General features: G+C 69.3%; 10 protein-coding genes. 5 read left to right on the top strand and 5 right to left on the bottom strand.

From position 1 onward, the window contains the following. Window positions 1-5: 5 nt before the first annotated feature. From Aco04nite_RS07315 to Aco04nite_RS07295, 5 genes are all read right to left on the bottom strand, one after another. Entirely contained in the window at window positions 6-725 is a 720-nt protein-coding gene (locus Aco04nite_RS07315) for an AAA family ATPase (RefSeq protein WP_212996390.1), read from the bottom strand. Continuing rightward, window positions 715-894, bottom strand: a complete 180-nt coding sequence (locus Aco04nite_RS07310) for a DUF6104 family protein (protein WP_203839829.1) — start codon at window positions 892-894, stop codon at window positions 715-717. Before Aco04nite_RS07310 ends, Aco04nite_RS07315 begins: the two co-directional genes overlap by 11 nt. A 70-nt stretch (window positions 895-964) precedes the next feature. Beyond that, window positions 965-4,735 (bottom strand): multifunctional oxoglutarate decarboxylase/oxoglutarate dehydrogenase thiamine pyrophosphate-binding subunit/dihydrolipoyllysine-residue succinyltransferase subunit, encoded by a 3,771-nt coding sequence (locus tag Aco04nite_RS07305; RefSeq protein ID WP_438874899.1) that lies wholly within the window; start codon window positions 4,733-4,735, stop codon window positions 965-967. Between the two features lie 142 nt (window positions 4,736-4,877). Continuing rightward, a complete protein-coding gene (locus tag Aco04nite_RS07300; RefSeq protein ID WP_212996389.1) occupies window positions 4,878-5,702 on the bottom strand; it encodes a DUF2705 family protein in 825 nt (274 codons plus the stop codon). Continuing rightward, on the bottom strand, window positions 5,699-6,616 hold the full coding sequence (locus tag Aco04nite_RS07295) for an ABC transporter ATP-binding protein (protein ID WP_212996388.1): 918 nt from the start codon (window positions 6,614-6,616) through the stop codon (window positions 5,699-5,701). The genes Aco04nite_RS07300 and Aco04nite_RS07295 overlap by 4 nt, the downstream gene beginning before the upstream one ends. 145 nt (window positions 6,617-6,761) lie before the next feature. Here Aco04nite_RS07295 and Aco04nite_RS07290 point away from each other — a divergent pair, with 145 nt between their 5' ends. From Aco04nite_RS07290 to Aco04nite_RS07270, 5 genes are all read left to right on the top strand, one after another. Continuing rightward, window positions 6,762-7,523, top strand: coding sequence for a GNAT family N-acetyltransferase (locus Aco04nite_RS07290; protein WP_212996387.1), 762 nt, complete (start codon window positions 6,762-6,764; stop codon window positions 7,521-7,523). Between the two features lie 74 nt (window positions 7,524-7,597). After that, on the top strand, window positions 7,598-8,275 hold the full coding sequence (locus Aco04nite_RS07285) for a lysophospholipid acyltransferase family protein (protein WP_244875797.1): 678 nt from the start codon (window positions 7,598-7,600) through the stop codon (window positions 8,273-8,275). Window positions 8,276-8,342: 67 nt separating this feature from the next. Beyond that, window positions 8,343-9,056, top strand: coding sequence for a response regulator transcription factor (locus tag Aco04nite_RS07280; RefSeq protein ID WP_203839834.1), 714 nt, complete (start codon window positions 8,343-8,345; stop codon window positions 9,054-9,056). A 7-nt stretch (window positions 9,057-9,063) separates the two neighbouring features. Next, window positions 9,064-10,629, top strand: a complete 1,566-nt coding sequence (locus Aco04nite_RS07275; protein ID WP_212996385.1) for a sensor histidine kinase — start codon at window positions 9,064-9,066, stop codon at window positions 10,627-10,629. Between the two features lie 81 nt (window positions 10,630-10,710). Beyond that, complete coding sequence (locus Aco04nite_RS07270) at window positions 10,711-12,414, top strand: S1C family serine protease (protein WP_212996384.1); 1,704 nt, start codon at window positions 10,711-10,713, stop codon at window positions 12,412-12,414. The last annotated feature ends 148 nt before the right edge of the window (window positions 12,415-12,562 follow it).

The following is a 12,562-nucleotide window of genomic DNA, read 5'->3' as shown; positions in this document are numbered from 1 at the left end:
GGAACTCAGCGCAACGCCCGCAGATAGGCGTCCGGGCGGTCGAGGAAACGCCGCCAGTGCGCGACGATCTCCAGGTCATCCCAGGTGGCACGGCGGATGCCATGCGCGCCCAGCTCCAGGATGGTCGCGCCGGGCAGGGCCGTGAGCAGCGGGGAGTGGGTGGCGACGATCACCTGGGCGCCGTCGTCACGCAGCGCTTCCAGCCGGGCGAGCAGGCCCAGGGTCGACGTGAACGACAGGGGCGCCTCGGGCTCGTCCATGAGATAGAAGCCGTACCCGTCGAACTTGCGGTCGAGCAGCTCCAGGAAACCCTCGCCGTGGCTGCGGTCGTGCAGGTCGGTGTCGATCGCCCCGGGCAGATGCTCCAGGTACGTGTAGAGCCCGTGCATCGTCTCGGCACGCAGGAAGTACGCGTTGACCCGCCGCCCCGGTGTCCGCACCACCTTCAGCAGCTCGCCGAGCGGCGACTCGGTGACCCGGCTGCTGTACCGAGCGCCCTTGGACCCGCCCTCGGGGTTGAGCCCGTGCGCGACCGCGAGCGCCTCGATCAGCGTGGACTTGCCGGAGCCGTTCTCCCCGACGAGGAACGTGACCCCGGCGGGGAGGTTGAGCCCGTGCTCGAGCAGCGCCGCGATCGCCGGGATCCTCGCCCACCAGGCGGCCCGATCGACCTCGACGCCCGCGTCCAGCTCGACCCGGCGTACGGGCCCGAAATCAGTCCTCATCGTCCTCGTCGGGACGCGCCAGCCAGGTCGCGAACCGCTCGATGGGGGTCTCGAACTCCGGGTTGATGTCCACGAACGTGCGGAGCTGCTCCGCAACCCACTCCAGCGTCACGGACTCCGGCCCGCGCCGTTCGACCAGCTCTTCGATACCACGATCGGTGAAGTACATGCCCCGGATACTACGAAGCAGCGCCCCACCGTACGAACGGAGGGGCGCTGCTCACGGCGTACCTGGAGGATCAGGGCCTGGGGAGTGCGGCCTCGACCAGTGCTGCCTGCTCGGCCTCGTGCATCTTGGCCGAACCGACGGCCGGGGCGGCCGCCGCGGGGCGGGAGATGCGACGCAGCCGGACGCCCTCGAGGTGCTCGAGGAGGTTGAGCGCCACGAACGACCAGGCACCCTGGTTGGCCGGCTCCTCCTGGACCCAGGCGAAGTCCTCGGCGTTCGGGTACTGGCTGAGCACCGCCTTGAGCTCCTCGACGGGCAGCGGGTAGATCTGCTCCATCCGGATGATCGCGGTGTCGGTGCTGCCACGCTCGGCCCGGGCCTGGAACAGGTCGTAGTAGACCTTGCCGGAGCAGAGCAGGACCCGCTTGACCGCCGTGGCGTCCAGCGGGGTGCCGTTGATGCCCGCGTCGGCGAGCACCGGCTGGAACGTGCCCGTGGTGAAGTCGGCGACCGGCGACACCGCGAGCTTGTGCCGCAGCAGCGACTTCGGCGAGAAGACGATCAGCGGCTTCTTCTTGCTCGACAGTGCCTGACGGCGCAGCAGGTGGAAGTAGTTGGCCGGGGTGGTCGGGTTGGCCACCCGCATGTTGTCCTGCGCGCAGAGCTGCAGGAACCGCTCCGGACGCCCGGACGAGTGGTCCGGGCCCTGGCCCTCCATGCCGTGCGGGAGCAGCAGCACCAGCGAGTTGCGCTGGCCCCACTTGGCCTCGCCGGAGGAGAGGAACTCGTCCACGATCGACTGGGCGCCGTTGACGAAGTCGCCGAACTGGGCCTCCCACAGCACCAGCGCGTCGGGGTTCTCGACCGAGTAGCCGTACTCGAAGCCCATCGCCGCATACTCACTGAGCAGCGAGTCATGGGCGAAGAAGCGGGCGTTGCCGGTGGCCAGCGTGGAGAGCGGCAGGAAGTCGTCACCGGTCTTGGCGTCGACGAGGGCCGCGTGGCGGGACACGAACGTTCCGCGCTTGGAATCCTGACCGGCGAGCCGGACCGTCACGCCCTGGCTGAGCAGCGAACCGAACGCGATGAGCTCGCCGAAGCCCCAGTCGATGCCACCCTCGGTGGACATCTTGGCGCGCCGCTCGATCAGCTGCTGCACGCGCTTGTGCGGGGTGAAGCCCTCGGGCAGGTCCAGGTGGGCCTCGCCGACCGCCTTCACCGTCGCGGCCTCGATCGCGGTGTCGACCTGCGGCTCCGGCTCCTCCGCCAGCGGCGGACGCACCCGCGGCGGCGACCCGGCGGTGTCGCGGGTCGCCTTGAAGACGCCCTCGAGCTTCGTCTGGTAGTCGCGCAGCTGCTCCTGGGCGCCGTCCACGGTGATGTCGCCGCGGCCGATGAGCTCCTCGGTGTAGAGCTTGCGGACCGAGCGCTTGGTGTCGATGATCTCGTACATCCGCGGGTTGGTCATCGAAGGGTCGTCGCCCTCGTTGTGACCGCGGCGGCGGTAGCAGACCAGGTCGATCACGACGTCCTTGTTGAACGCCTGGCGGTACTCGAAGGCGAGCTTCGCGACCCGCACGACGGCCTCGGGGTCGTCGCCGTTCACGTGGAAGATCGGCGCCTGGATCATCCGGGCCACGTCGGTGGAGTAGAGCGACGAGCGGCTGTACTCCGGGGCGGTGGTGAAGCCGACCTGGTTGTTGACCACGACGTGGATCGTGCCGCCGGTGCGGTAACCGCGCAGCTGCGACAGGTTGAGCGTCTCGGCCACCACGCCCTGACCGGCGAACGCGGCGTCGCCGTGCACCAGCACCGGCAGCACCGTGTAGCCGTGCAGGCCCAGGTCGAGCCGGTCCTGCTTGGCGCGGACGATGCCCTCGAGCACCGGGTCGACCGTCTCCAGGTGCGACGGGTTGGCGACCACGCTGACGGTGGTGGAGTGCTGCTCGTCCGGCGTCGTGTACTTGCCGGTCTGCCCGAGGTGGTACTTCACGTCGCCGGAGCCGTGGGCCGACTTCGGGTCCATCTGACCCTCGAACTCGTTGAAGATCTTCTCGTACGGCTTGCCGACGATGTTCGCGAGCACGTTCAGCCGGCCGCGGTGGGCCATGCCGATGACCGTCTCGTCGAGCCCCGCCTCGGCGGAGTCCTCCAGAACGGCGTCGAGCAGCGGGATCAGCGACTCGCCGCCCTCCAGCGAGAAGCGCTTCTGGCCGACGTACTTCGTCTGCAGGAACGTCTCGAACGCCTCGGCGGCGTTGAGCCGGCTCAGGATGTGCTTCTGCTCCTCCTGGTCCGGCTTCTCGTACTTGATCTCGATGCGGTCCTGGATCCAGCGCCGCTCCTCGGGACCCTGGATGTGCATGTACTCGATGCCGACCCGGCGGCAGTAGGTGTCGCGCAGGACGCCGAGCACGTCGCGCAGCTTCATCCGCTGCTTGCCGGCGAAACCGCCGACCGGGAACGTGCGGTCGAGGTCCCAGAGCGTCAGGCCGTGCTGGAGCACGTCCAGGTCGGGGTGGCGCCGGATCTCGAACTCCAGCGGGTCGGTGTCGGCCATGAGGTGGCCGCGCACGCGGTACGCGTGGATGAGCTCGACGACCCGCGCCGCCTTGTCGATCTGCCCCTCGGAGGTCCGGGCGACGTCGCGCACCCACCGCACCGGCTCGTATGGGATACGCAGGGCGGTGAAGATGTCGTCGTAGAACGAGTGCTCGCCGAGCAGGAACTCGTGCATCGCCTTGAGGAACTCGCCGGACTGCGCACCCTGGATGACCCGGTGGTCGTAGGTGCTGGTCAGCGTCGTGACCTTGCTGACGCCGTGGTCGGTGAGCATCTCGTCGGACATGCCGGCGTAGGGCGCGGGGTACTCCATCGCACCGACGCCGATGATCGCGCTCTGCCCGGTGAGGAGGCGGGGGATCGAGTGCACCGTGCCGATGCCGCCGGGGTTGGTCAGCGAGATCGTGGTGCCGGAGTAGTCCTCCATGGTCAGCTCGTTGCGGCGGGCGCGCCGGACCACGTCCTCGTACGCCTGCCAGAACTGCCGGAAGTCCATCTGCTCGCAGTTCTTGATCGACGGGACGACCAGCGAGCGCGAGCCGTCCTTCTTCTTCATGTCGATCGCGATGCCGAGGTTGATGTGCTCGGGCTGCACCAGGGCCGGCTTGCCGTCGACCTTGGCGAACGAGTTGTTCATCTCCGGGTGGGCCACCACCGCGCGGATCAGCGCCCAGCCGATGAGGTGGGTGAAGCTGACTTTGCCACCCCGCCCGCGGGAGAGGTGGTTGTTGATCACGATGCGGTTGTCGACCATGAGCTTGGCCGGGATGGCGCGCACCGACGTGGCGGTCGGCACCTCCAGCGAGGCGTCCATGTTGCGGACGATGCTGGCGGCGACACCGCGCAGGGTGGTGACCTTGGCGCCCTCCGGAGCCGGAGCGGCCGCCTTCTCGGCAGCCGCCGGCTTGGGTGCCGGTGCGGCTGCCTTCTCCGGAGCTGGGGCCGTTGCGGGAGCCGGAGCCGGCTTGGGGGCCGGCGGCGGCACGGTCGGCTTGACCGGAGCGACGGTTGCGGCGGCCGGGGCATCGGTGCCGGCCTTTTCAGCTGTGGCCTTCGCGTTCGCGGCGGTGGCCTCATCGGGTGTCACGATGGAGCCCGAGGCCATGGCCGGCTTGTAATCGGCGAAGAAGTCATGCCACGCGGGGTCGACGCTGGTGGGGTCGGCCAGGTAGCGCTGGTACATCTCGTCGACGATCCACTCGTTCGGACCGAAGTCTGCGAGCGGATTCTCATGCGAAGTCTGCTGGGTCGACACTTCCGTGTTCGCCTCTTTCACCATCTTGTCAGCACGCGACGTTCGTCACACACGGGACGAAGGATTCGGCGTCAAGGCTACGCCGTGATGGAGGCGTAGCCATGCGCACGTCCGGTCTGTGACTAACGCCCGCCACCGAAGTGAGATGTGTGAGGCGTCGGATACGTCAGGTGATGTCGCGTTTCTTGGTGATGATGGTGCCCACGATGCCCGCGACCAGTGCGTAGACGATGAGGACCGCCGCACCGACCCATCGGGGCGGGTTTCCGGGCAACTCCGTGCCGCTCACCATGAGCTGGGAGGCCAGCCCGGGGATGAGCACCTGGAGGTTCTGGAACCAGTCGCCGAACCGGTCGCCGATCAGCTGGAAGATGATCGCGGCGCCGAGGAAGCCGACCACGTAGATCAGGCTGAGCGTGATGGTGGCGGCGAGCTGGCTGCGGATCAGGATGCCCGCGCCGACGCCGAGGATGGCCCAGATGCCGTACGCGAGCCCGTTGAGCAGGATCGCCCGCCACACCGCACCCTCACCCAGCTGGGCGCCGACGTCGAGCGAGGAGAGGATCAGCGGCGTCACGATCAGGTTGAGAATGGTCGTGATCACCCAGAAGAGCAGCCCGAAGACGACGCCGGCACCGAGCTTGGCCAGCACGACCGTCTCCCGGCGCGGGGTCAGCAGGAAGGTCGTCGTCGCGGTCTGGTGGAAATACTCGCTGGTCGACAGGATCGCGGTCAGCAGCATGACCATCAGCACGCCGAAGAACTGGCCGCTGGTGTAGAGGTTGGTCGCGACGTTGACGGCCTCGCCGGCGACCCGCACCTGCTCGGCTGTATCGGGGTCCAGGCCGGTGGTGTCGGCACCGAGGGTGGAGCTGGCGGTGAGCCAGTTGATGCCCGTGGTCAGGGCCCAGAGCACCAGGGTGACGATGCCGAAGACCCACCAGGTGCTGGTGGTCCAGATCTTGAGCAGCTCGGCGCGGAGCAGTTTCATCGGATATCCGCCTTTCCGGCCGTGAGCTGCAGGAAGACCTGTTCGAGGTCGGCCTTCTCGCCGGTGAGCTCGTGCAGCTCGATCCCGGAGGTGAAGGCGATGTGCCCGATCCGGGCCGGGTCGAGCCCGGTCACCGAGAGGGCCTCGTCGGGCAGCGTGGTGACGTGGCCGGCGGCCGCCGTCAGGGCCGCGGCCAGGTCGGCGGGCCTCGGGGTGCGCACGCGGACGACGGCGCCGCCGCCCATGGAACCCAGCACCTCGCCGACCGGGCCCTGCCGGATCAGCTTCCCGGCCGCGATGATCACCACGTCATCGGCGAGCTGCTGCATCTCGGCGAGCAGGTGGCTGGAGACCAGGACCGTGCGGCCCTGCACGGCGAGCGCCTTGAGCAGGTCGCGCATCCAGCGGATGCCCTCGGGGTCGAGCCCGTTGGCGGGCTCGTCGAGGATCAGCACCTGCGGGTTGCCGAGCAGTGCGGCGGCGATGCCCAGGCGCTGCTTCATGCCGAGCGAGTAGCCCTTGAACTTGCGCTTGGCGGCGGGGGTGAGCCCCACACGGGCCAGCGCCTCGTCGGCTGCGGAAGCGGGCAGCCCGGCGGCGGTGGCGATCACCCGCAGGTGGTTGCGGCCGGTGCGGCCCTTGTGTGCGCCGGACGCCTCGAGCAGTGCGCCGACGTGCTTGATCGGCTCGTCGAGGTCCTGGTAGGGGACCCCGCCGAACAGCGCACTACCCGAGCTGGGGGTTACCAGGCCGAGCATCATGCGCAGCGTGGTGGTCTTGCCGGCACCGTTGGGGCCGAGGAAGCCGGTGACCCGGCCCGGCTGCACGGTGAAAGATAGATCGTCAACAGCGCGGAGCTGTTTGTACTGCTTCGTGAGATGGGAGACGACAATCTCCCCTGACCTGGCCGTCAACGTGGGTTCCTCCCAGTGGGCTGAGGACTGAACCTACCGGGTGGGGTCCACTGCGGCTGCCCCGCGACATGCCGTTCACTCATCTGTCATCCGAGTCCACCTGGACCGACACGCCGACGGCAATCACGGCCGTTACACAGGTCACATGACGGTACTCATGACCGCCGCCGCACCCATCGGGACCAGCGGCTACTCACTCCTGATCGCGGACGACGCGGATCAGGTCGCCGCCGCACAGCGGCTGCGCCACAACGTCTTCGCCGGTGAACTCGGCGCCACCCTCCGGACCGAGGCCGACGGACGCGACGTCGACGAGTTCGACGAATTCTGTGACCACCTCATCGTCCGGGACGACGGCACCGGCGAAGTCGTCGGCACCTACCGGATGATGACCCCCAAGGGCGCCGAGCGCGCCGGGCGCCGCTACGGCGACGGCGAGTTCAACATGAGCGGCCTCGGCCCGCTGCGCGACCAGCTCGTCGAGACGGGACGCTCCTGTGTGCACCCCGACCACCGCTCCGGCGCCGTGGTCAACCTCATGTGGGCAGGGCTCGCGCGCTACCTGCACCTCAACAATCTGCGCTGGCTCGGTGGCTGCGCGTCGGTGTCGCTCGACGACGGCGGCGCCACGGCGGCCGGGGTCTGGGCGCGGGTGCAGAACAAGAACATGTCACCGCCCGCACTGCGTGTGCAGCCGCGACGTAACTGGCTCGCGTCGACCGAGCTCGTCGGCGACCCCAAGGTGCAGCCGCCGCCGCTGCTCAAGGGGTATCTGCGACTCGGCAGCTGGGTGTGCGGGGAGCCCGCGTACGACCCGGACTTCAACTGCGCCGACTTCTACGTGCTGTTCTCCATGGACCGGATGGACCCGCGTTACCGCCGGCACTTCCTCGGAGCCACGCGATGATGTGGCGACCGGTGTCGGATTGCGGTTCACATTGCATCCCTGGCGGCGACGCGGCAACCGGCCGGGTCACGAGGGTGGTGCGGTTGGTGGCGGCTGCGGGCGTACTGATCAGCAGTCTGGTCCTGGTGCCGCTCACCCGTGGTGCCGCCCTGCGGCCGGTCGCGCGCGCCCTGCTCGCGGCCCTGGGGGTCGAGCTGGTGTGGCGCGGCCCGGCGCCGCGCCCGGGCAGCCTGCTGGTCGCCAACCATGTCTCCTTCCTGGACATTCTCGCCCTGCTCGCGGTGACGCCCGTCCGGCTCGTCGCCAAGAGTGAGGTGGGGACCTGGCCGCTGGTCGGCGCGGTTGCCAAGGCGGGTGGGGCGATCTTCCTGGACCGCTCGCGGCCCCGGACCCTGCCGCTCGCGGTGGCCGATGTGGCTGCCTCCCTGCGGGCCGGTCGTTCGGTCGCGGTCTTCCCGGAGGGCACCACCTTCTGCGGTGCCGAGCGGGGTAAGTTCAGGCCCGCGGTGTTCCAGGCCGCCGTTGACGCCGGCGTCCCGGTCGTGCCGATCTCCATCAGGTACGCCTCCCCGGCGGCAGCCTTCATCGGTGACGACACGCTATGGTCCTCGATACGGCGTGTGGTTGCCCTGCGTGGGCTGACCGTGACCCTCGTCGGTTCCCCGGCCCTGCGTCCCGAGCCCGGAGCCGATCGCCGGGTGCTGGCACGCGCGGCCCAGGCCTCCTCGGGGAAGTTCGAGCTGGCTGCATAGAGGGCTCACAGAAAACTTTCAGGCAACGTGCAGCGTGAGCGCAGCGACCTGCGTGAAGATGGGTTCCATGGCTACCCAGACCCATGGAAAGCAGAGCGAGGCGAAGCTCCTCGTGGTCGAGGACGACGCGAACATTCTCGAGCTGCTCTCCGCCAGCCTGCGGTTCGCGGGATTCGACGTCAGCACCGCGACCAGCGGCAGTGCCGCGGTCACCGCGGCCAAGAACGCCGCCCCCGACCTCGTGGTGCTCGACGTGATGCTGCCCGACCTCGACGGCTTCGAGGTGATCCGGCTGATGCGCGAGGGTGGCGCGCGCACCCCGGTGGTCTTCCTCACTGCCCGTGACGGCACCGACGACAAGATCCGCGGGCTCACGCTCGGCGGCGACGACTACGTCACCAAGCCGTTCAGCCTGGAGGAGCTCACGGCCCGCATCCGGGCCGTGCTGCGCCGCACCACGGCCGGGGACGAGGAGCCGTCGCGCCTGGTCTTCGCCGACCTCGAGCTCGACGAGGAGACGCACGAGGTCTACCGGGCCGGTCAGCGCGTGCAGCTCTCGCCGACCGAGTTCAAGCTCCTGCGCTACCTGATGCTCAACGCCAACCGGGTGCTGTCCAAGGCGCAGATACTGGATCACGTGTGGAAGTACGACTTCCGCGGCGACGACAACATCGTGGAGTCCTACATCTCCTACCTGCGGCGCAAGGTCGACAACGTGCAGCCGCGCCTGATCCACACCCTGCGTGGCGTCGGGTACGTGTTGCGCAAACCGGCCGCCTGAGCCCGGCATGGAACTCGCCCAGCGGGTCCGCAGCCACGTACCGAACAAGACCGGGCTCCGCCGGGTGCCACTGCGCACCAAACTCGTCGCCTCCGTGCTGGCGCTGGTCTTCGCCGCCCTGACCCTGATCAGTGCGGCGAGCACGTACGCGCTGCACAACTACCTGATCGCCCGGCTCGACTCCCAGCTCGTCCAGTTCACGACCACGCTCGAAGGGCTGCGTCCGAACCAGGGCGTCGTTCCGCCCTCCGACTACTACGTGAACGTCACCACCATCAACGGCATCGGCTCGACCGACAACGAGCGCTACGACACGAAGGTGTTCACCAGCCGTACCCAGCTGCCCCCGATCCTGATCGGGGTCGACCAGGTGAACGCCCACGTCGACAAGGCGTACACGGTCAACTCGTCCGACGGCACGGTGCACTGGCGGATGCTGGTGACCTACACCCCGAACGGCTCGGTGCTGTACGTCGCCGAGCGCCTGGTCGGCATCGACGACGCGATCACCCGGCTCGTCTGGGTCGACATCCTGGTCGGCGCGGGAGTGCTGTTCGCGCTTGCCGCGGTGGGTGCGGCGATCGTGCGGCAGAGCCTCATCCCGCTCATGCAGATCGAGCGCACCGCGGCGGCGATCGCGGCCGGTGACCTCACCCAGCGGGTGCCCGACCCGGAACCCGACGAGGGCGAGCCGCAGACCGAGCTCGGCCGGCTGTCCCGCGCGCTGAACGCCATGCTCGCGCAGATCGAGGCCGCCTTCACGGCCCGGGCCCTCTCCGAGACGGCGGCGCGGGCCGCGGAGTCCCAGGCCCGCGATGCCGCCGAGGCGGCGCACGCCTCCGAAGCCCGGGCGGTGCGCTCCGAGGGGAAGATGCGGCAGTTCGTCGCGGACGCTTCCCACGAGTTGCGTACGCCCCTGACGTCGATCCGTGGCTTCGCGGAGCTCTACCGGCAGGGGGCCGTGAGCGAGCCGGAGGCCGTCGCCAAGCTCGTGCGCCGCATCGAGGACGAGGCGTCCCGGATGGGTCTGCTCGTCGAGGATCTGCTGCTGCTCGCGCGGCTCGACCGGGAACGCCCGATCACGCTCGCGCCGGTGGAGCTTCCTGTGCTCGCGCTGGACGCCGTACAGGCCGCGGAGGCCGTCGCACCCGAGCGGACGATCACGCTGGACGTTCGGGATCAGCCCGAGAATCTCATCGCGTACGGCGACGACGCCCGGCTGCGACAGGTGATCGGCAACCTGATGACCAACGCGCTCGTACACACCCCGCCGGAGGCCGCGGTCACGCTGTCGCTGTCCACCGCGCCAGGTAACCGGGCCGTCGTGGAGATCTCCGACACCGGTCCGGGACTCAGCCCTGAGCAGCGCGAACACGTCTTCGAGCGGTTCTACCGGGCGGACGAGGCGCGGACCCGGCGCACCGACCGGGCGGCCACCGGGACAGGTCTCGGGCTGGCCATCGTGGCGGCCATCGTGCGGGCCCACCACGGCACCGTGGAGGTCATCAGCGAGCCCGGGAAGGGCGCCACGTTCCGGGTGAGTCTGCCCGCGCTCGTCCCGGACGAATCCTGACCTTCCGGTCATCCGCCATTCACAGAAAACCTTCAGGGCCAGCACAGGTGACACGGATCGTCGAGGGGCAGTGTGGTGGACATGAACGAGTACGAGACCAACCCGCAGCGGCACGAGGACTCCTCTCCCGAGGAGCAGTCGCACCGGCCCGCGGACGCCCCCCACGCATCCAGCAGCCCGGAGCGGGGAACGTCCGACACCACGGCTCAGCAGGCGGCCTACCAGCCGGCCCCGCAGCAGCCGTCATCCCCAGCGGCGCCCCAGGCGCCCATCTCGGCCCAGCCCCAGTCGGCCCAGCCCCAGTCGGCCCAGCCCCAGTCGGTTCAGCCCCAGCAGCCCCAACAGCCTCAGTTCCCGCAGGGGCAGCAGCAGCCCGGTCAGTGGCTGGGTTCGCCGTGGCAGCGCGGTGGCCAGCCCCACCAGCCGCAGTATCCGGCCTACTCCGGTGGATACCAGGGGCAGCCGCAGTGGAACGGCCAGCCGCAGGCGCCCTACGGCCACACCCAGCAGCAGCCGGCCATCGAGGGCCCGCAGCCCCAGTGGAACGGCGCGGACGGCCAGCAGTGGAACGGCGCGGACGCTCAGCAGTGGAACGGCCAGCAGCACGCCGATGCCCCGATCTGGGCCACCTCGGTCGGCACCGAGCAGCAGCAGCGCGACCCCGAGAAGGCCCGCCGTGGCCGCCGCATCCTGGTCACCGGCGCCGTCGCGGTGCTGATCGCCCTGGGTGCCGGCGGTGTCGGCGCGGCCACCGCGCTCGCGTTCCACGACGACAGCGGGTCGTCCTCGGTGCAGACCGGCAACTCCGCGGTCACCCGGATCGTGGACCGCTCCTCGCTCGCCGAGATCGTCTCGTCGGTCAAGGACAGCGTCGTCTCGATCACCACGGAGAGCGGCGAGGGCTCCGGCGTCGTGCTCAACAAGGACGGCTACATCGTCACCAACAACCACGTGGTGGCCACCGCGACGGGCAAGACCGTCTCGGTGATCTTCGCTGACGGCACCAAGGTCCAGGGCACGATCACGGGCACGGATCAGCGTACGGACCTCGCGGTGGTGAAGGTCGCGGCAGCCGACAGCCTGAAGCCGGCGACGCTGGGCTCCAGCGCCGACATGCAGGTCGGCGACACCGTGCTCGCGCTGGGCAGCCCGCTCGGCCTGGAGGGCTCGGTGACCGAGGGCATCATCAGCGCCAAGGACCGCACCATCCAGTCCAGCAGCGAGGACGAGCAGCAGCAGCAGGAGACCCCGACCAACCCGTTCGGTGGCCAGCAGCAACAGCAACAGCAGCAGTCGCAGTCCTCGGGTACGACGTCGATGTCCGGCCTGCTGCAGACCGACGCCCCGATCAACCCGGGCAACTCGGGCGGCGCGCTGGTCAACACGAACGGTCAGGTCATCGGCATCAACTCGGCGATCGCGACCTCGGGTTCCAGCACCGGCAACATCGGCCTCGGCTTCGCGATCCCGAGCGACAAGGTCAAGACGGTCGTCCAGTCGCTGATGAAGGGCGAGAAGGTCAGTCACCCGGCGCTGGGCGTCAGCGTGGCGGAGGCCGAGGGCGGCGGCGCCCAGGTCAGCACGGTGACCGCGAACAGCGCGGCGGCCAAGGCCGGCATCGAGCAGGGCGACGTCATCAAGTCGGTCAACGGCAAGGCGGTCAACGACTCCGACGACCTGGTGGCCATCATCCAGGCGGGCAAGGTCGGCGACAGCATCTCCATCACGTTCACCCGTAACGGCCAGGAGCAGACGGTCAGCGCCACGCTCTCCGAGGCCTCCTAGAAAGCATCCGGTGCCGCTCGGGCCATCGGGTGGCACCACTTCCCAGCGGTGGGTGGTCAGGACCAAGGGGGTTGGTTCTGATCACCCACCGCACCTTTATGTCCACTCTGCGAAATATCTCCCGGCGGGCGGGAAAATGGGGGCTCGC

Origin of the sequence: Winogradskya consettensis, assembly GCF_018332715.1 — a bacterium.
Taxonomy (GTDB): Bacteria; Actinomycetota; Actinomycetes; order Mycobacteriales; family Micromonosporaceae; genus Actinoplanes; species Actinoplanes consettensis.
This window is presented reverse-complemented; position numbering and strand designations above follow the sequence as displayed.